This window comes from Aurantiacibacter zhengii (assembly GCF_003584125.1).
Classification (GTDB): domain Bacteria; phylum Pseudomonadota; class Alphaproteobacteria; order Sphingomonadales; family Sphingomonadaceae; genus Alteraurantiacibacter; species Alteraurantiacibacter zhengii.
In genome coordinates this window covers 96,601-122,580 of the sequence record NZ_QXFL01000008.1, presented here as the reverse complement: position 1 = coordinate 122,580, position 25,980 = coordinate 96,601, and the positions used below count along the sequence as shown (strand labels likewise).

Below are 25,980 nucleotides of genomic sequence, written 5' to 3'. Positions count from 1 at the left end.
GAAGCAGAATTCGCCAACTTGCGATCCGCTTAAGCGGTTCAATTTTCTAAAGAAAAATGGAGCGGGCGAGGCGATTCGAACGCCCGACCCCAACCTTGGCAAGGTTGTGCTCTACCCCTGAGCTACGCCCGCTCACTGGCGCCATTCCCGGCTCGTGTCCGGGTGGGGAGCGGCGCAGTTAGCAGCGAGTCTCGAACCCCGCAAGGGCAAAATTGCCGCGCAATCAGAAAGCTTGCACCTATTGGATCGCGGCCCCTCTTTCCCCTTCACATTCGGCATAGAAGCGCCACATTGTGACATCACACGAATAGCGCAAAGCAGGAGCAGACACTTGGCAAGCATGGGCCTCAGCATCGAAGAGCAAAAGGCAGTCGAACAATTCCGCAAGGACGTGGTCGATCCCAGCCAGACCAAGCTGGTCGTGCTCGACTTTTGGGCCGAGTGGTGCGGGCCGTGCAAGGCGCTGACCCCGGTGCTGGAAAAAGTTTGCGCCGAATATGCCGACAAGGGCGTGATCCTCGCCAAGATCAACGTCGACGAACAGAAGTTCATCGCCAGCCAGTTCCAGGTGCAGTCGATCCCCACCGTCTATGCGATGTTCCAGGGGCAGCCGGTGGCGGACCTCACGCCCATGCGCAGCGAATCGCAGCTGAAGCAGGCGCTTGACCAGATCCTGCAGCAGGTGCCGGTACAGGCCGGAGCCGCCGATGGCCAGGATGGGCAGCAGCAAGGCCAGCAGGCCCCCGACCTCGACCAGCTTGTGGCCATGGGCGAGCAGGTGCTGGCCGATGGCGATGCCGAACGTGCGGCGTCCGTTTTCATGCAGCTGGCGCAGATGGCGCCCGACAAGGCCGAAGTGCAGTCCGGCCTGATCCGCGCGCTGGTGGCCGCCGGCCAGACCGAGGCGGCACAGCAGGCCTACGACGCGCTGCCGCAGGAAATGAAAGACGATCCGCTGGTGCAGCAGGGCCATTCCGCGCTGGAACTGGCGGGCACCCAGGTCGACACCGCAGAGCTGGATAACCTGCGCAAGGCCGCGGCCGAACGCCCTGCCGATACCGAAGCGCAAATCGCCTTTGCCGAGGCCGCCTTCGCCGCCGGCGAGCGCGACGAGGCTGCCGAAGTGCTGCTGCGCTCCATCCAGGGAGGCGGCGAGGAAGGCAACGAGGCCGCCAAGGAAAAGCTGCTCAAGATATTCGAGGCGGTTGGCATGGAAGACCCGTGGGTTTCGACCCAGCGCCGCAAGCTGTCGTTGATCCTGTTCGGATGAAGGGCAAGCTCTCCATCTTCCCGCTGACCGGCGCGATCCTGTTTCCCGGCCTGCAGCTGCCGCTGCACATCTTCGAGCCGCGATACCGCGCCATGGTGGGCGACGCGCTGGCGCGAGACCGGCGAATCGGCATGATCCAGCCGCAGGATTCCATGGAAAGCGCGCCGCTGTACGACGTCGGCTGCGTGGGCAAGATCGAGGATGTCGAGACCAGCGAGGACGGACGGTACAATATCGTGCTGACGGGCCTCACCCGTTTCCGCGTGCTGCGCGAACTGGAAGTGACGACGCCGTTCCGCCAGGTCGAAGCCGAAATGATCGAGGAGCCGACCGAGGAATACCTCTCGCTGGGCGAGCGTGCCAGCTTCGAGCACGAAGCGCGCAAGTTTGCCGACAGCCAGGGCTATGCCATCGACTGGGATTCGGTCGCCCGGCTGGACGATGTCTCCCTGATCAACGGAGTCAGTCAGATCGCCCCGTTCGACGCCGCCGCCAAGCAGGCGCTGCTGGAAGCGCCCAACCTTCGCGAGCGGTGCGACCTGCTGGTGCAACTGATGGAGTTCTTCGGCCGGGGCGACCCGGACGACGAGCATGTGACTCTTCAGTAATTTGTTTTTCGAAGCCGCCTCCGCGGCTTCGTCCTCGCTAGATGCGCAGCAAGCTGCGCCCGCTGCGGGCGCGCATTCGCGCTTGCGGTCGCTGGCGCGACCGTATCGTGCGCTGGACGAGAGGGACAGGACTGGCTCGGTCCACGACTAGCGGACCGCAAGGCCGAACGGCCGCCCGCAGGTGCCGCGCAGCGAAGCGGAGCGAACAGCACCGAGGACGAAAGCGCGGAGGCGCTTTCGCAAAACAAACAATCCCGCGGCCCCTTGGTCCACCGCCGAGGGAACTATACCCCGAAGCTACCCCGCAGCCCGTCGATCACGTACTGCGCCGCCAGTGCCGCCAGCAGCACACCCAGCAGGCGGGTGATGACGGCCTCGACGCGCTCTCCCAGCAGCTTGATCAGCGGGCCTGCCGCGATCAGCGCGATCATGGTGATCAGCAGCACCGATACCAGCGCGCCCATCACGACCAGCGACTGTTCCAGCCCAACGGCCTCGTTCATCAGCAGCATGATCGCGGCAATCGCGCCGGGGCCTGCCAGCATGGGCATGGCCATGGGGAAGACGGAGACATCCTCCACATGTTCGCGCGCGGCGCGTTCGGCGCGCTCCTCGCGGCGCTGGGTGCGTTTCTCGAACACCATTTCCCACGCGATCCAGAACAGCATCAGCCCGCCCGCGATGCGGAAACTGTCCAGCTCGATATGCAGCGCGGACAGCAGGTCCTGCCCGAACAGCGCGAACACCAGCAGGATCACGAAAGCGATGATCGAGGCGCGGATCGCCATGATCCGGCGCTCTGCGGTGGTCGCGCCCTTGGTGAGGCCCGCATAGATCGGCGCGCAGCCGGGCGGATCGATCACCACGAACAGGGTGATGAAGGCGGAGAGAAAAAGCTGTTCCATGGCCTATTCCCCCACCTGCGACCCGGCGGGCGCAACCAAGCGAACGGCTTCCTGCCAATCCCCGTCGCGCAGCCAGTTCACCACGACAGTGCGCGTGCCGTCGGCCCCGTGCAGCCATGTCCATTCCAGCGTGCCATCGGCGGAGCGTGTCGTGTCGGACGCAGTGCCTGCAGGTACGGTAACGTCGGGCGACAGCGGTACGGCCTGCGCACAATCGGCCACCCGGCCCTCGATCGAGGCCAGCCCGGGCACCACGATCGCGCCTTCCGGAATGTCTTCCTCGGGCCGTGGTGCGGGCTGCGGATCGTCGGGCGCGCCGAGGTCGTAAGTGTACCTGTAGCTGTTGTCGCGCTGCAGTTCCCAGATGGAAACGTAGCTGCCCACCATGCCTTCCGGCTCGATGAAGCGGCCAAAGGTCGCCGCCAGCGTGCCGTCGCAGCTCGACCAGACGGCGTTGGGCGCCCAGGCCACGGCCTCTTCGGGATCTTCCATGCTCGCCAGCCACGGCTGCGCGGGGATCAGGCCGTTCTGTCCGTGGATCACTGCATCGTCGGCGGCGTACTCGCGAAAGGCCGTCCACTGGCCTTCCTCGCGCGCCATCTTGGCAAAGGCGAAGTCGGCGGCAGCGACCCGGCCGGGATCGCCCACGCTGCCCTGTCGCTCGAGGAATCGCTCCGCCGCGCGCGACTCCCGGTTCATCCGCTGCTGCTGCGGACTGGTGCACGCGGCCAGCGTGGCAAAGACGGCTAGAGCGATGGTGGCGCGCGAAATCATGTTCGCGCCCTGCTCTTGCCCCGCCGGTTTGTCAAAGGGTCAGGTCGCCCGGATTAAATCGCGATGTCGGCGAGGATATAGATCACCGCATTCAGCGCCAGGATCAGCACCAGCGGCGAGAAATCGATTGCCCCGGTATCGGGCAACAGGCGGCGGATCGGCTTCAGCAGCGGATCGAGCAGCGAGTTGATCGAGTTGTAGACCTGCACGAGGAAATCGTTGCGCGGGCTGATCACGTTAAAGGAGAACAGCAGCCCGATAATGAACTGGATGATGACCAGGAACACGATGGCCTGGGCAATCATCGACAAAATCTGGATCAGGGCGAGCACGAAATTCTCCGCAGTATAAGCGTTTCAGGAAAGTGTATCACCGAGGTAATACGCGTCAAGCGCAGGTCAAGTGGGTGGTCAGGCGCTGATCAGCGTGCCTGCGCCGCGGCTAGTGAAGAATTCCAGCAGCATGGCATGGGGCACGCGCCCGTCCAGCACCACGGCCGCCTCGCACCCGCCTTCCACCGCATGAACGCAGGTTTCCAGCTTGGGGATCATGCCCCCGCTGATGGTGCCGTCCGCGCGCATCCGGGCGATGTCGACAGGCTTCAGGTCGGTCATCAACGTGCCGTCCTTGTCCAGCACGCCCGCAACATCAGTCAGCAGGAACAGCCGCGCCGCGCCCAGCGCCGATGCGATCGCGCCCGCCATGGTATCGGCATTGATGTTGTAGGTGTGGCCCTGCGCGTCGCTGGCGATGGGGGCAATGATGGGGATCATCCCGGCCTTGCTGGCGGTTTCGAGGATGGTGGTATCGACCTCTTTGGGCTCCCCCACGAACCCCAGGTCCACCGCCTGCTCGATCTGGCTGTCCGGGTCCTTCACCGTGCGGCTGACCTTTTCGGCCACCACCATTTTACCGTCCTTGCCGGAGATGCCGATGGCCTTGCCACCTGCCTGGGTTATCCAGCCGACCAGTTCCTTGTTGATCGCGCCAGACAGCACCATTTCGGCAATCGTCGCGGTTTCCTTGTCGGTCACGCGCAGCCCGTCGACAAAACGGCTTTCCACGCCCAGCTTCTTGAGCATGGCGCCGATCTGCGGGCCACCGCCGTGGACCACCACCGGGTTGATGCCGACCGCCTTCAGCAGGACGATATCCTCGGCAAAATCCTGCGCCGCCTCAGGGTCGCCCATGGCATGGCCGCCGTATTTCACCACGAAGCTGCGCCCGGCGTACCGCTGGAAATAGGGCAGCGCCTCGATAAGGGTCTCGGCCTTGGCCAGCATCCTGTCGTTTGTCGAATTGGTCATGTCGGCGAATCGCTTAGCCGCGCGCGCCCTTCCCGCCAATAGCGGCTTGCTAGCGAGGCTGCATGGTGGAAGAGATGGCCTCATGAAACGCAAGCAATACGAAGACCTGCTGGAGCCGCTGGAACTTGAACTTGTCGCCATGGCGCACTGGGCCAGGGCCACGGGGGAGCGCATCGTCGTGCTGTTCGAAGGGCGTGACACGGCGGGCAAGGGCGGCACGATCAAGGCCATCAGCGAGCGTATCAGCCCGCGCCAGTGCCGCGTGGTTGCCCTGCCCAAGCCGAGCGATGCCGAACGCACGCAGTGGTATTTCCAGCGCTACGTCCCGCACCTGCCATCGGCAGGAGAGATCGTGCTGTTCGACCGCAGCTGGTACAACCGGGCCGGCGTGGAAAAGGTGATGGGTTTCGCGAGCGAGCAGCAGGTGGACAAGTTCCTGCGCGAGACGCCGGTGTTCGAAAAGCTGCTGGTGGACGACGGCATTCGCCTGTTCAAATACTGGCTGTCAGCCAGTCAGGAGGCGCAGGAGGAGCGCTTTGCCGAACGGCTGGAAGACCCGTTGAAACGCTGGAAGCTCTCCCCCATCGATGTCGCCAGCCGCACCAAGTTTGCCGAGTATTCCGCCGCGCGGGAGGCCATGTTCGCTGCCACCCATACGGAGCACGCGCCGTGGACGGTGGTCGATTACAACGACCAAAAGCACGGCCGCCTCACCCTGATTCGCGACCTGCTGGACCGCTTGCCCGACACCCGCGTGCCGCATGAAGAGCTGGATTGGCCCGAACTAGGCCACGCCCCGCTGGAGGAGGAATTCAGGCTGCTCCAGCCCATCGCGCCGTTCCCGCTGGAGGACTGAACCGCTGGCAAAGGCCCCGCGTTTCGATGCCGCCTGGCAGCGCCGTCGCCGCTGGCGCGCGGCATGGCAACGCTGGCGCTGGGTACCCGTGCTGGCGCTGCTTTTCGGCGCCTACATCCTCGCACGCCATTTCGACTGGGGCACCGGCGAATGGGACGCGGTAGAGCGACAGTTCAGCGTGTGCGGACAGGGTTCGTCGCCCGCCTGCGTCGTGGACGGGGACACGCTGCGTATCGGCGACCGGCGCATCCGGCTGACCGGTTTCGATGCGCCGGAAATGGACGGTGCCTGCGATGCAGAGCGCCGGCTGGCCCGCGTTGCGCGTGATGAACTCGCCGCCTGGCTAAACCTGGGCAGGTTTGAGATGGATGGCGGCACAAATCCACCGCGCGATGATTATGGCCGCGAGCTCCGCGCCATTCGCCGCGGGGGCGAGGCGCTGGCCGACACCATGGCCGAGCGCGGCCTGGCCCGCCGCAGCGGGAGTGCCAGGGACTGGTGCGCCTAGCGCACCTACTCGGTGGTCACACCTTCCATGTCAGGATCGAGTACGCCCGTCTCTTCGCTTTCGGGAATGTCCAGCGTGACATCGCCATCCTCACCCTGGGTGTAGGGCTCGGCTTCCACGGGATAATCCTGTAGCGTATCATCGCGGTCGATCTGGGCCTCGTCGACTGCGGCCTCGATCTGAGCCTCGTCATCCCCGCGGGTGGGGTTCAGGACGAAGATGATGGCTACCACCGCCAGCAGAGCGATGACGAGAAACCACAGGTTGCGGTTGTTGTTGCCGGGTTCGGACATGTCGTTGGTTCTCCGTGTCTTCTCCGGTTTCAACCCGGAGCACCGCCGCAATGTTCCGAATTTCGCCAAGTCCCACAAATGGAGGCGCAGACAGGGTTAACGAATTTAAAAGCGTTAGCTGTCAGACACTAGGTAATTGTCCGGGTATTGTGTCCGGCCAGCAAAGGGAGGCGGACATGGCCGCCAGTGACATCAAAGTGAACGACGGGGATCGCCGCAAGGGGAGCGGTCGCCGCAAGCAGCAGGTCCCCATTGATTTTCCCGACCGCCGCGCGGGCGAGCGTCGCAGCGGCGAAGACCGCCGGAGCCATCCGCGCATCTAACCCGGTTGCGGCTCCGCTTCGGCAGGCTGCGGCAGGGTAGCGCGCAGCATCAGGTATCCTGCGATCGCCGCCACCAGCGAACCCGACAGCACGCCGATCTTCACCGCATCCACCTGTGCCGGATCGGCAAAGGCGAGGTTGCCGATGAACAGGCTCATGGTGAAGCCGATGGCCGCCAGCAGCGACAGCGCGTGGATCTGGCGCCAGTTCACCCCTTCGGGCAGGGTGGCGAACCCGGCCTTCACCGCGGCCCAGGCAAAGCCCACGATGCCGATCTGCTTGCCGATCACCAGCCCTGCAGCGATGCCCAGCGGCAGCGGCGAGAACAGCGTGTCGAGTCCCACGCCCGACAGCGAGACACCGGCGTTGGCAAAGCCGAACACCGGGATCACCAGGAAAGCGACATAGGGGTGCAGCGCGTGCTCCATCCGCTCCAGCGGGGCCTCGCCGTTGCGCCCGGCAATCGGCACGCACATGGCGGCTGCAACGCCCGCCAGCGTGGCGTGGACCCCGGACTTCAGCACAAAGACCCACAGCACCACACCCAGCAGTACGTAGGGGATGGACGAAGCCACCTTGCCGCGCCCGAACATTGCCAGCACCGCCAGCGTAATGGCAGCGCCGATCAGCATGCCCACGCTGGTTTCGGCGGTATAGAACAGCGCGATAATTGTGATTGCGCCGATATCGTCGATCACCGCAATGGCCAGCAGCAGCGCCTTCAGCGCCACCGGCACGCGCGGGCCGAGCAGGGTGAGGATGCCCAGCGCAAAGGCAATATCGGTCGCCGCCGGGATCGCCCAGCCGCCCAGGTTCTCTGGCGAACCTGAATTGATGCCAAGATAGATCGCGGCGGGCAGCGCCATGCCGCCGATGGCTGCCATCAGCGGGAGCGAGGCCTTGTTCCAGGAGTTGAGCTGGCCCACCAGCGCCTCCCGCTTGACCTCCAGTCCGACGAGGAAGAAGAACACCGCCATCAGCCCGTCGTTGATCCACAGCAGCAGGGGCTTGTCGATCACGCCGTCGCCTATGCCCGCCACCACCGGCACGTCCAGCAGGGCGAAGTAGCTTGCGGCGAACGGCGAATTCGCAATCACCAGAGCCAGTGCCGCAGCGACGATCAGGGTGATGCCGCCCGCGCTTTCCTTCTGCAGGAAGTCGCGCATGGCAGGTGCGATCACTTGCGTAACGGGCTTGGCAATGGCTCTGGCAATCATCGAGTGGGTACTTCCATCAGGTATTCAAAGGGGTGCGAGAGGCAAGGCGGGGCATTCCCCGATCGGACGTTTCGGTTCGGGGAAGAGGAAGGGACGTGAATGCCCCGCCCGCCCCTCGCCTTGCTCACCTTTCTCTCAGGCGCCGCTGGGTCGTCTGCGGCTTTGGGGAGAGAGGCGGGCAAGCAGATCGCGCACGCGCAGCTTGCGTCGCTTCAAGGCCATGACCTTGAACTGGTCGGGGGCGCGGCGATTGATCTCGCGTCGCACCGCGTCGTCCAGCCTCGCATGAAGCTCGGTGAGTTTGTAAAAACGGGCCGTCATCCTTCGTCTCCTTAAACAGGGAGTTGGTAGGATCGGACGGCCGGTATCGTTTTTTGCCGGGGTCTGTGGGGAGGGGGAAGAGGCCCCGTCAAACACGCACCGGCTGTCCGATGCGGTCCGACATCACGAGCGCCAAATGAGAGCGCGCGCCAGAGGGGCCCGGTCCGCAATATTCATAATGATGATCGTCGCGTTTGGTTTCAAGGAAAATTGCACACAATCGCCCACAAAGCGCTGACTTGCCCGCCTAGCCCGCCGGGGTGACGGCGCTGGCGACGATCATGGCCGGATTGTCCGCATCGACCTGTTCACTGATGTCGGCCGGCAGGTCTCCCGGAAAGGCCTGGACCATGCCGGTCACGCTGACATTGGCGCCGCCCTCGATCGCGGTGCCCTGTGCGTAGTCGCTATCGACGATCACCAGCGTCTCGTTCGTGCCGCGGCCGACGGTGAAGCCGATATCGCCCACCACCTCGTTCACCGGTACGTCCGACAGTTCCACCTCGCGCCCGGTCATGCTGCCAAGGCTGCGCAGCCCTGCGGAGCCGTAGATGGCCACCGGGCCGTTGGGCGTCGTGCCCCCTTCACCCGTGGCGGCATCGCTGTAACCGGGGTTGCGGCCGGAATTGGCCGTGCCGTCATAGCGGGCGGCGTCGGGATCGGGATCGGCGGTCAGCGCCATGACGATCCAGAACGCGGCGATGATACCGGCGGCGGCCAGCAGCCACGGAAGCCATGCCGGCAGGGATTTCTTGTCTGCGGAGAATAGGGCCATGAAGAGGCCTCTCGGATTGGAGCCAAAGCGCCTGACGCATGGTGCGCGAAAGATCGTGGCCCTGTGGGCCTCCAAGCGGATGGCCGCCGCGAAAGTTCCCCGGTGAGGCGAATATAGGCCCGCCCCTGCCGCAGGCCTATTCCTGCGCCGCGCTTTCCTCTGCTGCTGCTGCCTCGATCTCTTCCTCGCTGGCGTTGGTCATCTGCGTCTGCGGCAGGTCGACCGGCACGCTGTCAGCCTCCGGATCGACGGCGATCAGCTCCCCGCCCGAAAGGTCCGGCGTGTCGAGCGGCCGCTCGGACATCTGCTCGGGCGCGTCCTCCTCCTCGGCCCCGCCGCAGGCGGACAGCGCCAGCGCCGCCGATAGCGAGAGGGTGGCAAGGATGGTGCGGGCAAGTGAAGTGTCAGTCATGGTCGTGTCTCCTTTCCTGTACCGGGCGACCCTGTGGGCCACGCCATAGTGACCGCGCGGGCGGCAATGGCAAGCCTTCTGCCGCATCGGCGTCCGGTCAAATTGTACGCACTGGGCAGGATCGCGCCCTCGCAATCCGCCGAGCGCGGGAAAGGTGTGGCGCATGCGGGCCCGCTGGGGCAGGATGCGCCCATGCACCCAGCCATAAACCGCCTCGCCCCGGGAGCACTCGCCACCGTCCTGCTTTCCGCCTGCGCCAGCATGGACGAGCCGCCCGCCCTGCCCGCCACGCAAGAAGCGTTCTGGGACAACCTGACCAGCCACTGCGGCAACACCTACGCAGGCGGGCTTGCCAGTTCGGACGAGCGGGACGAGGATTTCGAAGGCCGCCAGATGCTGGCCCACTGGGCGCAGTGCAGCGACAACCGCGTGGCGATTGCCTTCCATGTCGAGGACGCAGGCGCGCCGGGCGGGTGGGACCGCAGCCGCACCTGGCTGATCACGCGCAACGCCGATGGCCTGCGCCTGAAGCACGACCACCGCCACGAAGACGGCAGCGAGGACGCGGTGACGCAGTACGGCGGCGACACCCTGTCCGCCGGAACCGCGCGCGTGCAGGATTTCCCCGTCGACGCCTATTCGATCGCGATGTTCGAGCGCGAGGGACTGGACGTGTCGCTCACCAACGTCTGGCGCGTGGAAGTCAGCCCGGCCGACGCGCCCGGCGCCATGTTCGCCTACCAGCTCACCCGCCGCAACGACCCGACCCGCCTGTTCCGGGTGGAGTTCGACGCAAACGACCCGGTGGACACGCCGCCGCCTGCGTGGGGGTGGTGAGGGGCGGAACGTGGAACGCCCTTCGCATCTGTAACGCGGCTGGCCGAACCCCCGCCTAATCATCGATCCCGCCCGTTCACGATAGCTGCGCGACGAGCTGAACTAGCGCATTATCGTCAGTTTTCCAGTTGGTTGCGCGGTATTTGCCGCGATACATCACGACTTGTGCAAGCCCTGCGCGGAAGCGATATCCGGCAGACAGACCCGTGGACTTCGCAGAGGCAAGCGTGACGCTCTGCTTCGCTTTCCCTGGCGCCACGTCCCACGCCGCCGCGAACCCTTCCGCACCGGCGCGCTTACGAAGGCGATAGGCGCTGGTCTTATCCTTGCCTACCATGGCTGCCGCCATGGTGACGCACCGGGTCTGCGCGAGATAACCGATGAACATTGCCTGCCGCTCAGGCGTCCACCCATCGCGGCGCGGGGTAACGGGGACGGGATGAAAAGCCGGGATGCGGCGGCGGGTCTTGAAGCGGCACTTTGACATTGCAAAAGGCTGCGACGAGCAAGGGCGCGTAGGAAATAGCTCTGTGAGTACGAAAATCCTGATCGGCGAAAGTTATGAGAGCGGCCCCTCTCCTAGCCGCCCTCAAGTTAGCCAGTGTGGCAAGCGTTGCAGCAATGGTAACATCCGTTGGACTGCGGATAGGTCTTTTTCGCTCCCGAAACAGCCCCGTGGCAGTTTGAATGCCAGCCCAGATCCTTCTGATTGATCTTGGCGGGCATCCAATTGCAGCCCGAGGTGGCATTATGCACCTCATGATCGCCGTTCGATTGTGCGTTCTTGTTTACAATATAATTCGGCATCTCGCACTCCTAGCGTGAACTATCGGGGGTGCGGCGAACCGGAACCCATCCGCGACCCGGCTGGGACGTCGGAGGCATCCGTTCGTTGTCGCGAACCGTGGTGTAGTTGTCGTAGCGACCCCCTCGCGGACCGACCTCTTGGAAAATGCCTCCGTCGCGACCGGTATTACTTCCAGGCTTCTTCATTTCGTGACCTCTTTTTTGATCTGCCTCCGAATCGAGGCGAGAGCACTAGGCCATAGGAATCCAACATGGTCAACTCCTGACACACAAGTGTGCATGGTGTGCACAGTGGCACGAGATTGACAGATGTCGCTATGAGGCATATCTGCCAAGCCTGTGGAAGCAGAGCAGTTCTATAAGCAGTTGGGGTCAATCCTCGCAGAGAGGAGAAGGGCCAAGGGCCTTACGCAAACTCAATTGGCTGATCGGATTGGTGTGCCCCGGACGCGTTTGGCGAACGTTGAAACCGGACGGCAGAGCGTTCACGTCCATCAATTGGTGGAAATAGCAAACGCCCTCGGCGCGCACTCAATTGAGGCGCTGTTGCCTGCTAATTTTTGGGTACCGCAAAATGCAACGCAAAGTTCCAAGGTCGAAACCACAGGATCTAGACTTAGTGTGAGGCAACAGAAACAAGTGGCAGATATTTTCGACAGTTTAGGCGAAGATTGAAGTCGTGACACCCGACAAAAAAAGGGCTGAGCGAGCTGCATTGAAGCTGCTTTCGACTCACACGATCTCGGAAGCGCGGGTCCCTGTGCGCGCATTGGCTCGCGCCGCTGGATGCACGGTTAAACTCACCCCCCTCGATGACGATCTCTCAGGAATGGCCTTCTTGAAGGACGGGGTGAAAGCGATCGTTGTAAATTCTCTACATCATCCGAACAGGCAAAGATTTACAATAGCGCACGAACTCGCACATCATCAGCTTCATTTACCGCTGCTCGAAAAGGGTGTGCATGTCGATAAGGCTATTTTTCGTCGAGACCTACATGCCGCGAGCGGAACGAGGCCTTACGAGATCGAAGCAAATCACTTTGCGGCCGAGCTATTGATGCCGAAAAAGCAACTTCGGCAGTTTGTGGGCCCCGATTTCGATTTGCAGGATGATTCGCAGCTAATTGAACTGGCAGCCAAGTTTGGCGTGAGCACAGCAGCAATTGGCTACAGAATTCAGAACGTGTACGGCCGCTAGTTACTCCGCCGCAACGCTCCCGGCACCGCCGCCGCTCGTTTCACCGAACATGTCCGGACCTTCGTCCGCTGCGTCTTCCTCGTTTGCGGCCTTGGCTTTCTGGCGCTTGTCGAAGCTGGACCACACGTCCTGCCAGTTGCCCTTGGTCGCGCCCTTGGAATATTCCGTCGCGCGGGTTTCGAAGAAGTTGGCGTGCTCCACGCCGTTCAGCAGCGGGGCGAGCCAGGGCAGCGGGTGGTCGTCCACCATGTAGATGGCGGGCAGGCCCAGCTGCGACAGGCGCCAGTCGGCGATGTAGCGGATGTACTTCTTGATTTCCTTCGCCGTCATGCCGGGCACGGGGCCCTGCTCGAATGCAAGGTCGATGAAGGCGTCTTCCAGGCGCACCGTCTTCTGGCACATGTCCATGATGTCTTCCTTCACGGACTTGGTCAGGCAGTCCCGCTCCGCGCAGAAGGCGTGGAACAGGCGGGTGATGCCTTCGCAGTGCAGCGATTCGTCGCGCACGGACCAGCTGACGATCTGCCCCATGCCCTTCATCTTGTTGAAGCGCGGGAAGTTCATCAGCATGGCGAAGCTGGCGAACAGCTGCAGCCCTTCGGTAAAGCCGCCGAACATGGCCAGCGTGCGGGCAATATCCTCGTCGTTGTCGACGCCGAATTCCTGCAGGTAGTCGTGCTTGGCCTTCATCTCTTCGTATTCGAGGAACATGCCATATTCGCTTTCGGGCATGCCGATGGTGTCGAGCAGGTGGGAATAGGCGGCGATGTGCACCGTTTCCATGTTGCTGAACGCGGCCAGCATCATCTTCACCTCGGTCGGCTTGAACACGCGGCCGTATTTCTCGTGGTAGCAATCCTGCACTTCCACGTCGGCCTGGGTGAAGAAGCGGAAGATCTGCGTCAGCAGGTTGCGCTCGTGCTCGGTCAGGTTCTGCGCCCAGTCGCGGCAGTCCTCGCCCAGCGGCACTTCCTCGGGCATCCAGTGGACCTGCTGCTGCCGCTTCCAGAACTCGTATGCCCACGGATATTCAAACGGCTTGTAGGTCTTGCGGGCTTCGAGCAACGACATCTGGTATCTCCGGCTTGTGTGCGAATGTCCTACATAGGGAATCATTAACCCGATTCGATAGCAAGCCTGACCTTTGTGTCGTGGATAAATCCGGTAACCGGCGGCTGGCGGGCGGCGGGGCGCGGAACGCAAGGGCTGGCGTGGGTGTTGATTACGTGAACGCACTTTACACCAGGAGGCCCGCCATGGGCGAGTACGAACCCCGCGATTCCCGCGATGTCACATTGAAGCAAGGCAACGAACCCGGCAGCGCCGAGCGCACCGGTCCCAAGGAGGACGAAGTCCGCCGCGAGGCCATTGCCCGCGAAAAGGCCGAGGAGAAGAAAGCCACCAAGACCGAGCGCGACGATGCCGCGCGCCAGTCGCAGTACGATCCCGCAGAACGCACCAGCGGCTAGGGCTTGTGGGGATACCCCCCACATCCACCGCCCCTCATTCAGAAAGAACGCCCCCATGAACCAGCAGACCGGAAACGACCGTTATTCGGGCACCACGCCGCCCGTGCAGAACCAGAAGATCCAGCAAACGCCCGCACCGGCCGTCATGACCGAGGCGAAGCAGGCGGGTGCGCAGATGGAAAATCAGGCACGCCCCAAGGATACGGAAGAGCGACGCCAGCAGGCTGCGCAGCAGTCCGATCAGGGGCTTGGCACGGGCGCGCAGGACGCGGAAGATCGCGGATACGGCGATGCCTCGAAAAAGCGCGAGGAAAAGCTGGACGACGACGCGGACTGAGCGCGGCGCTACCTCGCTCAGTCCTTCGACTGGCCCCAGCGGCGTGAAATTTCCAGCATTACGAGGATCGGCGTTGCCCACAGCCATGTGAGCAGCGCAGCTTCGCGCCAGCCTCCGCCATCTTCGGGCAGGCGCATGGAGCAGGCATAAATTTCCAGCAGGTTTTCCGGCATGCAGGTGCTTGGCCAGTATGCGCCGGAATAGAGGTATACCCCCAGTAAGACCCACGCAATCTGCGATAGGTACAGCACGAAATACCGCGAAACCTTGATTTCGCCGTAGCCGTAGTGCGTCGGATACCGGTTGTTGCCGCGCTGTTTCATGGTTGCAGCCTATAGGGCGCAATTGGTTAGCATCACCTTACCGCGCGCCCGGATATATTGCGGATCTCATTTGCAGAACATCAGACCTTTCAGGGGCTTGCACGCAGACGCGCACCCGGGACAAGAGGCAAATTGTCGCGCACGCGCGGCTGCCCTATGGCGTGTTCATGTCCACCCAGCAGAAGCCTTCCGAACCGCAGAAGTCGGCCTACCTCGCCCGCATCGGCCTGTCCGAACCGCCAGAGACCGGTCCGGCAGGCCTCGCCATGGTGCAGGCCGCGCACCGACGCTCGATCCCGTTCGAGAACCTGGATGTCCGTCTGGGACGCGGCATTGCCTGCGATACGTCCAGTGCCTTTGCCAAGCTGGTCACCGCCAAGCGGGGCGGATACTGCTTTGAACACAACCGCTTGCTGGCCGACATGCTGTCCGCGCTGGGTTTCGCCAATCGCCTGCTGCTGGCGCGCGTGCTGCTGGGCAGTCCGCCTGCACCTACCCCGCGTACCCACTGCCTGGTGCTGGTAGATTTTGCGGGCGAGCAATGGATCGCCGATGCGGGCTTTGGCGGCGCCTATGCGCCGCCCATGCTGCTGGCCGATGGTGCCCGGGCGATGTCCGGCGACGGGGCGGAGCATCGCCTCACCCGCATCGGCAGCGATGGCGATCTGCCGGGCAGTTGGCTGTTGGAACGCAAGGGACCGCGCCTCGCCACCGATGGCCGCGCGGCCAGCGACGATGCGTGGGAGCCGCAATTCGCTTTCGACACCGCGCAAGTGGCCGATGCCGACCTCGCGCTGGGCAACCACTGGGCCGCCACCCATCCAACCTCGCGTTTCACCAATGCGACCGTAATCAGCCTGTGCCTGCCCGATGGGTTCACCAGCCTTGTGGACCGCAAGCTGACCGTGTGGCGCATGGGGCACGACGCCGAGCGCCTGACGCTGGAAACGCCTGCGCAATACGCCGCGGTTCTGCAAGAACGGTTCGGCCTTTCGCTGGACAGCGCAGAGATAGGCCGCCTCGCGCTGTTCTAGTTCTCCAGGATCACGAACGGTGCCCAGATTGCCGGGTGCGCGGCGTCGGCAATGTCGGGACGAGACATCAGCGCCAGTTGCGCCTGGCGCAAGGCCTCTGCCCGTGACAGGCCGCTGGCCGCGCCGCGCACCGTCTCCACGCTCAGCACGGAGGCGACATCGTCGCGCACGCGCCAGTGGCTCAGCATCAGGCTGCGCGCACCGGCCTGGGCAAAGGCCGTCGCCAGGCCGGAATAGACCGGCGCGCCGCCATCGGCACCGGCGGCGGTGTTGCAGGCGGACAGGATAACCCAGTCTGCGTCCAGCTTGAGCCGGGCAATCTCGCTCGCGCCCAGCAGCCCGTCTTCGCCGCTGTCCTTGTCCAAGGTGCCCAGCAGCAGCGCGGGCTCCCACAGGTTGCGTAGCTCTCCTGCAACCAGGCCATGGGTGGCAAAGGCGATCACGCGCGCCCCGGAAAGGTCGGCCCGCTTGAAGTTTTCTTCCGCTGCATCGCTGCCCACAAGCAGCACGTCGTCGCCGGGAAGGGCATCGGCCAGGGCCTGCAATTCGGCATCGGCGGTGACGAGCGGGGGCAGGTCCGCAATGCTGTCTGCCGCCGGTCGGCCAGAGCGGAACAGACCGGCAAGCTGCACTTCGCCTCCAGCCTCACCCGGCAGTTCCGCGCCGCCGATTCCGGCAAAGGTCGAGATGTCCCCGGCACGAAGCGGCCCCTGCGCCCGCCCTGCTGCGAACACGGCAAGATTGCCGATGACCTGCGAGGCAGCATCGCGCACCAGCCATGGTGCCCCGGCAAGGTCGCCGCGCGCCTCCCCGGTCAGCAGCATCGCCAGCGGCAAGCTCGCCAGCGACTGGCCGCCGTAGAGGAATACCTGCCGGTGATCGCCCAGCCCACTGGGAAACAGCTGTTTGAAAAGCGCGTGAGCGGCCTCTGCCGGAAAAGCGCCGAGGTCGCTGTCGGGAGCGACCGCGTCGCGCAGCGCGGCCACGTTGGCGCGCAGGCTTTCGCCGTCGACCGAAGTCCACACCATGCCACGGCCATCGACCTGCACCACCCAGCTGCCGAACGTTGTCTCCACCGGAATGGTGACCAGTTCGCCCTCCCCCAGCGACTGGCGCAGCCGTTCGAGAGAGATGGGCTGCGGCCGGATACGGGCGATGAAGTCGGGATGATCGGCGACGAGGGTTGCCAGCAGTTCCCCGGCCAGCGCGTCCAGCTGCGCGCGCTGGGCGTCGAGCGCTTCGGCCGCGCCTTCCTCGCTGTCTGCCGACAGCTCCAGCGCGATACGCCGCTCCACCAGCCGCAGCCGCCGGTTGGTATCGACCAGTTGGCGATGGAGGGCGAAAGCCTCGCTTTCCCCTCCGCCGCGCTCATCGGTCGCGCGGCCCTGGGTGAGCGCGAGTTCCGACAGGGTGAGGATCTGCACAGCGCCAAAGGCACGATCCTCGTCACCCGCATCCAGCGCGGTTTCGAGGTACAGCAGCATGGCTGCCGAATTCGCGCTTGCCTGCCGCGCAATATCGCGGTCTGCGGCGCGTACATCGGAAAGCTTGGCCACAAGCTGGGCCGCGACCGGATCGACCGTTTGCCACAGCGCGTCGCCCTGTGACGCGGCATCACCGTCCAGTTGGCGCAGGCGCGCAAGCAGCAACTCGCCAAAGACGCGATCGTTATTGGCAGGGATCAGCTTCTGGGCGAGGATAGGCACCCAGCGCTCCGCCAATTCGCGGGCGGCGTCCGTCTCGCCGCGGCGGTAGAGCTGGTAGGCGTGATCGATATGGAAAATCGCCAGCGCGGGATTTTGCGAATCCAGCATCTCGGCCAGCACCGGTTCCGCATCGGCAATGCGCTGGGCGTAAAGGTCCCACTCGCCCAGCGAGGCCGCCAGCCGCGCCCGCGTCCGCAGGAAGCCTGCCAGCGTGTTGGGGTCCATCAGATCCCGGTGCTGCTCGAGAATTTCCGTCGCCGCGCCCGACAGCGCGCTTGCTTCGCGCAGGTGCCCGGTTTCCTCCAGCGCCACGGCGAGGACCATTTGCGAGGCAGCGGTATAGGGATGCTCCGGCCCCAGCTGCTGGCGGCGCACGTCCAGCGTTTCCCGGATGACCGGTATCGCCTCGCCATAAAGCGTGAGGTCCAGCAGCACCTGTCCCAGCGTGTTGAGGACATAGCCGTACCACGCATGGTCGCGCCCCAGGTGAGCGCGGGCGAGCGCTTCGGATTCGCGCGCCACGCGCAGCGCTTCGGTATCGCGGCCGGTCTCGTCCAGCAGCGAGGCCAGGCTGTCGAGGCGCTTGATGATCTCGAAGGCATCGTCCGGCCCGGCAGCGCGCTGCTCGTCCAGCGCCTGCCGCATCAGGTCCAGCGACTCCTCGTACCGTCCGGAGGAATAGAGCACGTTGCCCAGCGTGCCGAGCGCGGAAGCCACTTCCTCGTGCGGCTCGTCATACAGATCCTGCCGGATGGCAAGCGCAAGACGGGCGGCTTCCTCCGCCTCGCCCAGCCGGTTCGCGCGGCGCATCAGCACGGCGCGGTTGATCGCCATTTCCGCCACCTTGTCGGGTGCGTTGCCATCCTCGGCATAAGCAGCCTCGGCGCGGTCGAACCACAGCGCGGCATCGTCCATCTGCTGCTGGGCGTAGTGGGCAACGCCGATCATCGCCAGAAGCTCGCCACGCTGGCGCGCAGACACGGCGGAGGGGTCGGCCTCGACTTCGGTCTGTAAGGCCATCAGCGCTGCCAGCGCTGCCGCAGGATCGCCATCGCGGTCCGCATCGGCCCAGTACTGGATGCGTTCTGCCAGCGGGGCATCGGCAGGCGGCGCGGCTTCGGGGGGCGCTTCTGCCGCATCCTCCTGCGCCAAAGCGGGCGCAGCAAGCATCGCTGCCGCCAGCATCAGCCCGGCGCGCGTTGCCGCCAAATAGCGCGTCATGAAATTCCCCCGAAGAACCCTCTACCCGAAATGTAGATTATCCAGCCGCGAGAGAAAATAAAGAGGAATTACTTGCGTTTCTTCGATCCGAAGACACTGCCCCCGCCCAGCACGGTGATGCCGAGGAAGAAACCGAAATCGTACCACCCGCCCGAATTGGGCACGGCGTAGACGGCGATCTCGTTGTTGAAGAGTGAACCGACGAAGGCGAAGGGGAAGACGAACCCGTGCCACAGGCCCCACCAGAAGCCCGGCCCCGCGCCCTCTGGAACGACGCCCGCGTCGATCTGGCTGGCGCAGGCAGAGAGGAGCGTTGCCAGGGCGAGAGCAGGAAGAACCCGCGCCAGGCGTGCGGTAGACAGAATCACGATCTTGTCTTCTTTGACGCCATGTTCCAGGCGGCGGCCAGCGCAGTCCAGCTGACGACCATCACGATCGTACTCATCGCGGCGGTTAGCACCGCCCGCTCCCCGCGCAGGACAAGATCGACGTTGACCAGCAGGAATTGCGCTAGACCCAGCGCCAGCGCAGCCTGCCATGCATTGCCCATCTTCCGCGCCGTCCAGTCGAACAGAAGAACGGCGAGCAAGACGTAGACCGCGAAGCCAAAGAGCGGATGGAGGACGGCCATGCCAGTGCCGGGCAGATCGCCGACCGGGCGGTAAAGCGATACGACCAGCAACAGGTTTGTTACGCCAAAGGCGAGGGAACCGGCAAAGATCGGCATCCAGCCCATGGCAGCACCCCTTTTACTGACACGCAAGACACTCGTCGTAGTCGGTCGTCGGCAGTTCGTACTTGGCCGGTTCGCCCGTGTTGTCCGCTTCCACGCCGCCGGCGAAGCCTGCGCGCTGCACGCTCTTCGAACGCAGGTAGTAGAGCGACTTGATACCCTTCTCCCACGCCTGGAAGTGCAGCATGGCAAGGTCCCACTTGTCGACGTCCGCCGGGATGAAGAGGTTGAGCGACTGCGCCTGATCGATGAACGGCGCCCGGTCGGCGGCGAATTCGAGCAGCCAGCGCTGGTCGATCTCGAAGCTGGTCTTGAACGTCGCCTTTTCCTCCGGCGTCAGGAAGTCGAGGTGCTGGACGGAGCCGCCCTTTTCCAGGATCGAGTTCCAGATCGCGGTGGAGTTCTTGCTCTTCTTGTCGAGCAGCTTTTCCAGGTACGGGTTCTTCACCACGAAGCTGCCCGACAGCGTCTTGTGTGTGTAGATGTTGGCCGGGATCGGCTCGATACAGGCGCTGGTGCCGCCGCAGATGATGGAGATCGACGCGGTCGGCGCGATGGCCATCTTGCAGCTGAAGCGCTCCATCGCGCCCATTTCCTCGGCATCGGGGCAGGGCCCGCGTTCCTTGGCCAGCATCATGCTCGCCTCGTTCGCCTTGGCATTGATGTGCTTGAACATCTTCAGGTTCCACACCTTGGCCATCGGGCTTTCGAAACCGATACCCTTGGCCTGCAGGAAGGAGTGGAAGCCCATCACGCCCATGCCGACGCTGCGTTCGCGCATGGCCGAATACTTGGCGCGTGCCATCTCTTCGGGCGCGCGGTCGATATAGTCCTGCAGCACGTTGTCGAGGAAGCGCATCACGTCCTCGATGAAGGTCTTGTCGCCGTTCCATTCTTCCCACTTTTCCAGGTTGAGCGAAGAGAGGCAGCACACCGCCGTGCGATCGTTGCCGAGGTGATCGACGCCGGTCGGCAGGGTGATTTCGCTGCACAGGTTGGAGGTGGACACCTTCAGGCCCAGGTCGCGGTGGTGCTTTGGCATCATGCGGTTCACCGTGTCGGAGAACACGATGTAGGGCTCACCCGTGGCAAGGCGGGTTTCGACCAGCTTCTGGAACAGCGAGCGCGCATCCACCTGCCCGCGCACGGAGCCATCCTTGGGCGACTTGAGATCGAACTTCTCGCCCGCACGCACCGCTTCCATGAATTCGTCGGTCAGCAACACGCCGTGGTGCAGGTTCAGCGCCTTGCGGTTGAAGTCGCCCGAGGGTTTGCGGATTTCGAGGAACTCCTCGATTTCCGGGTGGTGCACGTCGATGTAGCAGGCGGCCGAACCACGGCGCAGCGAGCCCTGCGAAATCGCCAGCGTCAGGCTGTCCATCACCCGCACGAAGGGGATGATGCCGCTGGTCTTGCCGTTGAGGCCAACAGGCTCGCCAATGCCGCGCACGTTGCCCCAGTAGGTGCCGATGCCGCCGCCCTTGGAAGCCAGCCACACGTTCTCGTTCCAGGTGCCCACGATACCGTCGAGGCTGTCCGAAACGGAATTGAGGTAGCACGAGATCGGCAGGCCACGCCCGGTGCCGCCGTTCGACAGGACGGGCGTTGCGGGCATGAACCACAGGTTGGAGATGTAGTCGTACAGGCGCTGCGCATGCTCCTGATCGTCCGCATAGGCATCGGCCACGCGGGCGAACAGGTCCTGATAGGTCTCGTTCGGCAGCAGGTAGCGATCGTTCAGCGTTTCCTTGCCGAAATCGGTGAGGTTCGCGTCGCGGGAGGAATCGGTCTCTATCGTGAACCGGCGCGGATTCACCGTCTTCGAATCGCTCTGCGGCTTCAGCGCGGTTTTCGCCGCCTGTGCCAGCGCTTCGGCGGCCGCCTCACTCACGAGGTCTTCGCTGCCCTTGTCCGTCTTTTCCATGCTTACTGCTTTCTCGTCGGAACTCTTCGTTCCTGATGAATTGCTAGGTGATTTGGTAGCCGAGGTATCGGTTCGGGCGGGCCTGGCTTCGGCCGCACCGGCAGTGTGTTCGTCCAGACCCATCGCTGCGTTGTCTCCGTTCCGAAATTCCATCTGACCCTTAGCCCCTAATGTCGTGGGACGCACGAACACCATCCGGGTGCCCACGCGCCGCGCCTTGATCCCGCAATGTGAGCGAATCGAAGCGGGCACGCTGCCAGCGACTTTGCTCACATGCATCGGCGGGCGATTACTTATCCCCCGCCGCACCGGCCGTGCGTGCCATCCGTGCCTACCAGAACGATTGTCGGACCTGTTGCGCGAAGCGTATCGCGCTGTCCTGTAAATCTAGGTCTAGTAGGTCGTCCCGGCAAGCCGACCACCACCTGTTGTGAATCAGGTGGGACTCGGGCGCAAGAGGGTTAAGCCCGATTTACCGCGCAGACACGGCTGTCGGTCCGGTGTCTGGCGCCAGCAACACGGTGCGACGCGTGGATGTTCCTCGACTCCCGCGCTGTGCAAGAGGAAAAACCAAACTGCGGAAAAAAAGCTCGCCAGGTGCGGCAACGCGAATCAATCGAATCGGCGCGCGCAATATTGCTGCCGCAGGCCTGCCGTGGATCGCCCCGCGGCGCGTTACGGGCTTTTCCATCTGGCGCGATAAGACGGTGGTAACCATGCCCTGCTATGGCGGCGCTCTGTCATGTCTGGCTGCCGTTGGCGGCCACTCACGCATAGAAAGACGTACACGGAGCGCAAACGATGATCGCAATGTTCAAGGCGATACCCTTCGGGATTTTCCTGACGCTACTCGTGGCCTTGTTCATGGGCTCTGGCGGGACCAGCGGCGGAATGCTGCATATCTTCCCGTTCGACGTGCAATATGCGGACTGGGGACTGGATTTCCGCCTGTACTGGAGCTGGGGCCTGTTCCTTGGTGGCACGGCGCTGTCGTTCTTCATCATCCTGATGATGGACTGACGGGCCGGGGGCCGGAAACGCGAAAGGCCCCCGCACTGCTGCGGAGGCCTTCCTGCAACCAACCTTGCGGTCGGATCCGGGTCTAGCCGGTTTATTCCATTTCGTCGGCGCGCTCGTTCATCGCTTCAGCAGCGTCGTCACCGATGTCGTCGACTTCCTCGGCACGCTCGTTGAGCATGTCTTCACGGGCGTCGGTATTTGCTTCGTCGGCCATTTCTTCCAGCTGGCCGGCACGGTCATCACCAACGTTCTCGATGGCGTCAGCCTGTTCTTCCAGCATGTCACCACGCTCTTCGACAGCACTGTCTTCGCCGCAGGCACCAAGTGCGAGGGCGGGCGCGGCGGCGAGGATGATCAGCTTCTTCATAATTGTATTCCTTCCCGGCGACCTGGGCCGCCGTCTTCTTTTCTACTTCACCCAATCAACGGGCAGCAGGCGCGCTTGTTTCGAAAAAAGTCAAAAAAAAGGCAGTCTGGCTGATGAACGGGCGCGACAGGAAGGCGACAGGAATGGCCAAGCGTGCGGAGTTCGCCGCCTAAGGCGCGGCACCTCGCCCCACCTGTCCCGGCATTTCACCCGGCGCGGTCAGTCGCGTGCGGCGAGAGGCTCCAGTTCGGGCGCGAAGAAGCGCGCAGCGTTGTCGTAGAGGATGGCCTTTTTCTGCTCGTAGGTCAGGAACGGCGCATCGTTGATGGCATCGATCCCCTCGCCGATCAGGCCCGGCCAATTCATCTGGTCGGATCCGAACATGATCCGGTCACCAAAGCCGGCGCGCACGATCTCTTCGAGAAACGCGTAGTATTCCTCGCGTGGTGCGGCGATCTGCAGCACCCCTGTGTCGAGGTAAAGTTGCGGATAGAGATAAAGCAGCGCCTTCACGTCGTCGGCGAAGGGAAAGCCTGCATGCATCAGGTAGACCCGGAGGTCGGGATGACGGCTCAGCACCTCTTCCATGCGCAGCGGCGACTGGGCGCGAAAATCGGGATAGAGCATCGGCGCCCCCGGAGGCCCGACGCCAAGATGGATACCAACCGGAATTCCCCTGTCCGCTGCCACCTGCCAGTAAGGTTCGAACGCGGGATCGTCCGCGAGTACGCCTGAATACTGGTTGGTGACTTCTGCCATCACCATGAACTCGCCGCGCTCGTATGCGGCGGCTGCCTCCTCGGCGGAAAGGTCGCCGTCGCGCCGGATGTTCAGCGAAAGGCCGCGCATGAAGCGATCGGAGGCGGCGGCAGACCATGTCGCGAATTCTTCCGCCGTAGAGCTCAGGATGCCGGTCACATCATAGCGCTCCATCTGGGCGATAGTCTGTGCGAGCACTTCTGCGTCGGTGGCGGGGCCGCGAATCGGATCCTCGCAAGGTGGATCGAGCGAGAGGCGGCTCATGGCGACCGGCCACGGCTCTTGTCCGGTGTATTGCAGGTTTGCCGCAGCGCCGACGCATATGCCGTTGGGAGCAGGGCCGTTGGCATCAGCAGCAAAGGCGTGAAGGTGCACGTCTATCACGGGGCCGGTATAGGGGCGATGCTGCTCGCTTTCCTGGGCCGCTGCAGGCGGGCCGAGAGAAAGGATTATCAAAAAAGCCGTAAGCGCAGACGCAATCTTTCGCATGGAAGCCCCCTGTCACGGCCGCCGATTATGGCATCAGCGCCCGGCAGCGCGCAAGACCAGCCAATTCCAGCGGTATATCGTGCCCCCCCGGGTATGGTCCTGATGGTTGCGCAGAGAATCGCGGCAGCGATGACAGGGCCATGGGCATGTGGATGAGCGGATCGTCCTCCCGGTGCAGCACCAGCGTGGGCGCCTTGATCCGGCGACGCATCCTCGCCCGCTGTCAGTCGCCTCCGATCAATCGCTGCCTGTCAATTACTGCGGCTCGATCGGGGCTTGGCGCCATGCCGGACCGGCGATCAGGTGTCCGGCTGCCTGCAAACGGTCGAGCACGCCGTCGTCTTCCGCCAGCAGGCGCAGCGGCACGACCGCCAGGGTCACGCCGCTTTCGCGCGTTGCGCCGTCTATCGCGCTGACCCACCGTTCGCGCAGGTCCGTGCCCAGTTCATCGTCTGTCCACGGCCAGCATCGCCCCAGCGCCACTTCCAGCGGGTTGGCCATGACCGCAGGCACATCATAGGCGCGCCAGTCCGCCCCGCGACGCTCTATCAGGTCGGGGCCGATCTCCGCCGCGGTCATGGCTGCATCGAGGCAGGGCAGATGGTCGCGCGGGTCTGCTTCGGCGAGATTGTCGAGCATGTCTTCACCGCGCACCGAGCCAACCGGCTCTGCCGGAACGTCGGCGCGCCGGGCTGCGCGGCGCACCACGTCGCTGGCGTCACGCCCGGTATCGCGGGAGAAACGCAGGCGGCGCGACAGCAGGTCGTAAGACGTGATCAGGAAGCTCTTGCGCGCATAGTCCTGATCGTACTCTTCCTCCAGCGCGGCCAGCCGCGCCAGCTGGTCTGCGCCAAGGTAGTCGCTCGCCACGGTATCATCCGGCAGGCGGGTGATCCGTCCTCCGGCAAAGATCAGCCGCAACACATCGCCCGGTGAAACGCGGCTGCGAAAGCCCAGGATCACACGCGTGGCCGCTTGCGTCGCGTCTTCCAGCCGGTCCGGCTGCCAGGGGGTGGACTCGGGCACGGCCACAATCTCGCCGACGAGGATTACCGTGCCGGTGGGCGTGTCGATGGTCCACATCGGCGCGCCAGACCGCTGCGCGCTGACGACGATGGAATTGGCAGGCACCTGTTCCTGCGCCGCGGCGGCAGGAGCGATGGCAATGGGGGCGAGCGCGGCAAGCAGAAGGGGGGATAGTCTCATGGCGGGCCTCCCCTGTAGCACACTGGTTGAACGGCAGCTTGCCAACATGATGGCATCGCAGCGCAACGATGCTCCCATAACGCTGGACTAAACCGCTCGCGCGTGCCGGGCGATTTCGTCTGCAAGCTCGTCCACCAGTTCCAGCGGTATGTCATGGCCCCAGCCGGGGATGGTCCTGATTTTCGCGCCGGGAATGGCTGCAGCCGTGGCATGGCCATGAGCCACGGGAATGAGCGGATCGTCGTCCCCGTGCAGCACCAGCGTGGGCGCCTTGATCTGGCGGAGCATCCGGGTCCGCTCCCCATCATCGATGATCGCCGCCATCTGCCGCACCGGCCCCTGCAGATAGACGCTGCGCTGCACCAGCGCGCGGGTGCGCGCATCCAGCCGATCATCGGGCGCAGGAAAACCCGGCGAACCGATGACGCGGGCCACATTCTTCCCGTGTTTCACCAGTTCCTCCTCCTCTACCGAGGCAGGCCGCTGGGTCAGCGCCTTGATTGCCCCCCGCTTCGACGATGGCAGCTTCGGGTTGCCGGTAGTGGAGAAGATCGAGGTGAGGGAGCGAACCTTTTCCGGGTGCTTGGCGGCCAGGTGCTGCGCAATCATCCCGCCCATGCTGCCGCCCACCACGTGCGCGCTTTCGATGCCCAGCGCGTCCAGCACGCCGGCGCTGTCTTCCGCCATGTCGGCCAGGGTATAGGGCACGCTGGGTCGCAGCCCGATCTTGCGCATCAGGGTGTGCCGCACGGCGCCGGGCGCTTTCGCCCCGTCGAATTTGTGGCTGAGGCCGATGTCGCGATTATCGTGCCGGATCACCCGGAAGCCGTGCCCCGCTAGCGCTTCCACCAGTTCCATGGGCCACAGGATCATCTGCGCGCCAAGCCCCATGATCAGCAGCATGGGCTCCGCATCGGCAGGGCCATGCTCGTCGTAGTGGATGGTGATGCCGTTGGCGGTGATTTCGGGCATGGCGTTTAT

General features: G+C 64.0%; 32 protein-coding genes and 1 tRNA gene. 12 read left to right on the top strand and 21 right to left on the bottom strand.

Annotation, left to right across the window (positions count from 1 at the left end):
* Positions 1-57 precede the first annotated feature (57 nt).
* Positions 58-132 (bottom strand) — tRNA-Gly (locus tag D2V07_RS15755).
* 208 nt (positions 133-340) lie between these two features.
* Between D2V07_RS15755 and D2V07_RS15750 the strand changes: the two genes are divergently transcribed.
* Both D2V07_RS15750 and D2V07_RS15745 read left to right on the top strand, forming a co-directional pair.
* Entirely contained in the window at positions 341-1,270 is a 930-nt protein-coding gene (locus tag D2V07_RS15750; protein WP_119587872.1) for a tetratricopeptide repeat protein, read from the top strand.
* Positions 1,267-1,878 (top strand): LON peptidase substrate-binding domain-containing protein, encoded by a 612-nt coding sequence (locus D2V07_RS15745; protein WP_119587871.1) that lies wholly within the window; start codon positions 1,267-1,269, stop codon positions 1,876-1,878. Before D2V07_RS15750 ends, D2V07_RS15745 begins: the two co-directional genes overlap by 4 nt.
* A gap of 284 nt (positions 1,879-2,162) precedes the next feature.
* Here the strand turns inward: D2V07_RS15745 and D2V07_RS15740 are convergent, their stop codons facing one another.
* From D2V07_RS15740 to argB, 4 genes are all read right to left on the bottom strand, one after another.
* The gene (locus tag D2V07_RS15740) at positions 2,163-2,783 is read right to left on the bottom strand and encodes a MarC family protein (RefSeq protein ID WP_119587870.1); all 621 of its coding nucleotides are present in this window, start codon (positions 2,781-2,783) and stop codon (positions 2,163-2,165) included.
* Between the two features lie 3 nt (positions 2,784-2,786).
* On the bottom strand, positions 2,787-3,557 hold the full coding sequence (locus D2V07_RS15735) for a hypothetical protein (RefSeq protein WP_119587869.1): 771 nt from the start codon (positions 3,555-3,557) through the stop codon (positions 2,787-2,789).
* A 53-nt stretch (positions 3,558-3,610) separates the two neighbouring features.
* Positions 3,611-3,889, bottom strand: coding sequence for a YggT family protein (locus D2V07_RS15730; protein ID WP_325049031.1), 279 nt, complete (start codon positions 3,887-3,889; stop codon positions 3,611-3,613).
* A gap of 78 nt (positions 3,890-3,967) precedes the next feature.
* Entirely contained in the window at positions 3,968-4,864 is an 897-nt protein-coding gene (gene argB / locus D2V07_RS15725; protein WP_119587868.1) for an acetylglutamate kinase, read from the bottom strand.
* A gap of 82 nt (positions 4,865-4,946) precedes the next feature.
* Here argB and ppk2 point away from each other — a divergent pair, with 82 nt between their 5' ends.
* Entirely contained in the window at positions 4,947-5,720 is a 774-nt protein-coding gene (gene ppk2 / locus D2V07_RS15720) for a polyphosphate kinase 2 (protein WP_119587867.1), read from the top strand.
* An 88-nt stretch (positions 5,721-5,808) separates the two neighbouring features.
* Entirely contained in the window at positions 5,809-6,228 is a 420-nt protein-coding gene (locus D2V07_RS15715) for a thermonuclease family protein (protein WP_119587866.1), read from the top strand.
* A 5-nt stretch (positions 6,229-6,233) separates the two neighbouring features.
* On the opposite strand, the gene D2V07_RS15710 is transcribed toward D2V07_RS15715, so the two are convergent.
* Positions 6,234-6,521, bottom strand: coding sequence for a hypothetical protein (locus D2V07_RS15710; RefSeq protein ID WP_147367042.1), 288 nt, complete (start codon positions 6,519-6,521; stop codon positions 6,234-6,236).
* A 176-nt stretch (positions 6,522-6,697) separates the two neighbouring features.
* On the opposite strand from D2V07_RS15710, the gene D2V07_RS18605 reads away from it, so the two are divergent.
* Positions 6,698-6,844, top strand: a complete 147-nt coding sequence (locus tag D2V07_RS18605) for a hypothetical protein (RefSeq protein WP_158586863.1) — start codon at positions 6,698-6,700, stop codon at positions 6,842-6,844.
* On the opposite strand, the gene nhaA is transcribed toward D2V07_RS18605, so the two are convergent.
* The 4 genes from nhaA to D2V07_RS15690 all read right to left on the bottom strand — a co-directional run bounded on the left by nhaA (position 6,841) and on the right by D2V07_RS15690 (position 9,569).
* Complete coding sequence (nhaA, locus tag D2V07_RS15705; protein ID WP_119587864.1) at positions 6,841-8,061, bottom strand: Na+/H+ antiporter NhaA; 1,221 nt, start codon at positions 8,059-8,061, stop codon at positions 6,841-6,843. The two genes, D2V07_RS18605 and nhaA, sit on opposite strands and share 4 nt — an antisense overlap.
* Before the next feature lie 135 nt (positions 8,062-8,196).
* Positions 8,197-8,382: a YdcH family protein gene (locus tag D2V07_RS15700; RefSeq protein WP_119587863.1), complete on the bottom strand. Its 186-nt coding sequence runs from the start codon at positions 8,380-8,382 to the stop codon at positions 8,197-8,199.
* 247 nt (positions 8,383-8,629) lie between these two features.
* The gene (locus D2V07_RS15695; protein ID WP_119587862.1) at positions 8,630-9,157 is read right to left on the bottom strand and encodes a hypothetical protein; all 528 of its coding nucleotides are present in this window, start codon (positions 9,155-9,157) and stop codon (positions 8,630-8,632) included.
* Between the two features lie 136 nt (positions 9,158-9,293).
* Positions 9,294-9,569 carry a hypothetical protein gene (locus D2V07_RS15690; RefSeq protein ID WP_119587861.1) on the bottom strand — a complete coding sequence of 92 codons (276 nt, stop codon included), beginning with the start codon at positions 9,567-9,569 and terminating at the stop codon, positions 9,294-9,296.
* 192 nt (positions 9,570-9,761) lie between these two features.
* Between D2V07_RS15690 and D2V07_RS15685 the strand changes: the two genes are divergently transcribed.
* The gene (locus D2V07_RS15685; protein WP_119587907.1) at positions 9,762-10,406 is read left to right on the top strand and encodes a hypothetical protein; all 645 of its coding nucleotides are present in this window, start codon (positions 9,762-9,764) and stop codon (positions 10,404-10,406) included.
* Positions 10,407-10,482: 76 nt separating this feature from the next.
* Here D2V07_RS15685 and D2V07_RS15680 read toward each other — a convergent pair whose 3' ends face one another.
* The gene (locus D2V07_RS15680) at positions 10,483-10,893 is read right to left on the bottom strand and encodes a hypothetical protein (protein ID WP_119587860.1); all 411 of its coding nucleotides are present in this window, start codon (positions 10,891-10,893) and stop codon (positions 10,483-10,485) included.
* A gap of 659 nt (positions 10,894-11,552) precedes the next feature.
* Between D2V07_RS15680 and D2V07_RS15670 the strand changes: the two genes are divergently transcribed.
* Positions 11,553-11,888 carry a helix-turn-helix domain-containing protein gene (locus tag D2V07_RS15670; protein WP_158586862.1) on the top strand — a complete coding sequence of 112 codons (336 nt, stop codon included), beginning with the start codon at positions 11,553-11,555 and terminating at the stop codon, positions 11,886-11,888.
* Between the two features lie 4 nt (positions 11,889-11,892).
* The gene (locus D2V07_RS15665; protein WP_119587857.1) at positions 11,893-12,411 is read left to right on the top strand and encodes an ImmA/IrrE family metallo-endopeptidase; all 519 of its coding nucleotides are present in this window, start codon (positions 11,893-11,895) and stop codon (positions 12,409-12,411) included.
* Here the strand turns inward: D2V07_RS15665 and D2V07_RS15660 are convergent, their stop codons facing one another.
* A complete protein-coding gene (locus D2V07_RS15660; protein ID WP_119587856.1) occupies positions 12,412-13,482 on the bottom strand; it encodes a ribonucleotide-diphosphate reductase subunit beta in 1,071 nt (356 codons plus the stop codon).
* Positions 13,483-13,667: 185 nt separating this feature from the next.
* Here D2V07_RS15660 and D2V07_RS15655 point away from each other — a divergent pair, with 185 nt between their 5' ends.
* Together D2V07_RS15655 and D2V07_RS15650 are read left to right on the top strand one after the other, a co-directional pair.
* Positions 13,668-13,880: a hypothetical protein gene (locus D2V07_RS15655; RefSeq protein WP_119587855.1), complete on the top strand. Its 213-nt coding sequence runs from the start codon at positions 13,668-13,670 to the stop codon at positions 13,878-13,880.
* A gap of 55 nt (positions 13,881-13,935) precedes the next feature.
* Positions 13,936-14,217: a hypothetical protein gene (locus D2V07_RS15650; RefSeq protein ID WP_119587854.1), complete on the top strand. Its 282-nt coding sequence runs from the start codon at positions 13,936-13,938 to the stop codon at positions 14,215-14,217.
* A gap of 17 nt (positions 14,218-14,234) precedes the next feature.
* Here the strand turns inward: D2V07_RS15650 and D2V07_RS15645 are convergent, their stop codons facing one another.
* Positions 14,235-14,540 (bottom strand): hypothetical protein, encoded by a 306-nt coding sequence (locus D2V07_RS15645; RefSeq protein WP_119587853.1) that lies wholly within the window; start codon positions 14,538-14,540, stop codon positions 14,235-14,237.
* Positions 14,541-14,707: 167 nt separating this feature from the next.
* Here D2V07_RS15645 and D2V07_RS15640 point away from each other — a divergent pair, with 167 nt between their 5' ends.
* A complete protein-coding gene (locus D2V07_RS15640; RefSeq protein WP_119587852.1) occupies positions 14,708-15,574 on the top strand; it encodes an arylamine N-acetyltransferase family protein in 867 nt (288 codons plus the stop codon).
* Here D2V07_RS15640 and D2V07_RS15635 read toward each other — a convergent pair.
* The 4 genes from D2V07_RS15635 to D2V07_RS15620 form a co-directional block, all read right to left on the bottom strand.
* Complete coding sequence (locus D2V07_RS15635) at positions 15,571-18,501, bottom strand: CHAT domain-containing tetratricopeptide repeat protein (RefSeq protein ID WP_119587851.1); 2,931 nt, start codon at positions 18,499-18,501, stop codon at positions 15,571-15,573. The two genes, D2V07_RS15640 and D2V07_RS15635, sit on opposite strands and share 4 nt — an antisense overlap.
* A gap of 68 nt (positions 18,502-18,569) precedes the next feature.
* Positions 18,570-18,869 (bottom strand): hypothetical protein, encoded by a 300-nt coding sequence (locus tag D2V07_RS15630; RefSeq protein WP_233548465.1) that lies wholly within the window; start codon positions 18,867-18,869, stop codon positions 18,570-18,572.
* A complete protein-coding gene (locus tag D2V07_RS15625) occupies positions 18,866-19,237 on the bottom strand; it encodes a hypothetical protein (RefSeq protein ID WP_119587850.1) in 372 nt (123 codons plus the stop codon). Before D2V07_RS15625 ends, D2V07_RS15630 begins: the two co-directional genes overlap by 4 nt.
* A gap of 13 nt (positions 19,238-19,250) precedes the next feature.
* A complete protein-coding gene (locus D2V07_RS15620) occupies positions 19,251-21,158 on the bottom strand; it encodes a ribonucleoside-diphosphate reductase subunit alpha (protein ID WP_233548464.1) in 1,908 nt (635 codons plus the stop codon).
* Between the two features lie 801 nt (positions 21,159-21,959).
* Here D2V07_RS15620 and D2V07_RS15615 point away from each other — a divergent pair.
* Positions 21,960-22,178 (top strand): hypothetical protein, encoded by a 219-nt coding sequence (locus D2V07_RS15615; RefSeq protein WP_233548463.1) that lies wholly within the window; start codon positions 21,960-21,962, stop codon positions 22,176-22,178.
* Between the two features lie 91 nt (positions 22,179-22,269).
* Here D2V07_RS15615 and D2V07_RS15610 read toward each other — a convergent pair whose 3' ends face one another.
* The 4 genes from D2V07_RS15610 to D2V07_RS15595 all read right to left on the bottom strand — a co-directional run bounded on the left by D2V07_RS15610 (position 22,270) and on the right by D2V07_RS15595 (position 25,971).
* On the bottom strand, positions 22,270-22,545 hold the full coding sequence (locus tag D2V07_RS15610; protein ID WP_119587848.1) for a hypothetical protein: 276 nt from the start codon (positions 22,543-22,545) through the stop codon (positions 22,270-22,272).
* A 219-nt stretch (positions 22,546-22,764) separates the two neighbouring features.
* The gene (locus D2V07_RS15605) at positions 22,765-23,760 is read right to left on the bottom strand and encodes an amidohydrolase family protein (RefSeq protein ID WP_158586861.1); all 996 of its coding nucleotides are present in this window, start codon (positions 23,758-23,760) and stop codon (positions 22,765-22,767) included.
* A gap of 288 nt (positions 23,761-24,048) precedes the next feature.
* Entirely contained in the window at positions 24,049-24,999 is a 951-nt protein-coding gene (locus tag D2V07_RS15600; protein ID WP_233548462.1) for a TraB/GumN family protein, read from the bottom strand.
* An 87-nt stretch (positions 25,000-25,086) separates the two neighbouring features.
* On the bottom strand, positions 25,087-25,971 hold the full coding sequence (locus D2V07_RS15595) for an alpha/beta fold hydrolase (protein ID WP_119587846.1): 885 nt from the start codon (positions 25,969-25,971) through the stop codon (positions 25,087-25,089).
* Positions 25,972-25,980: the final 9 nt, after the last annotated feature.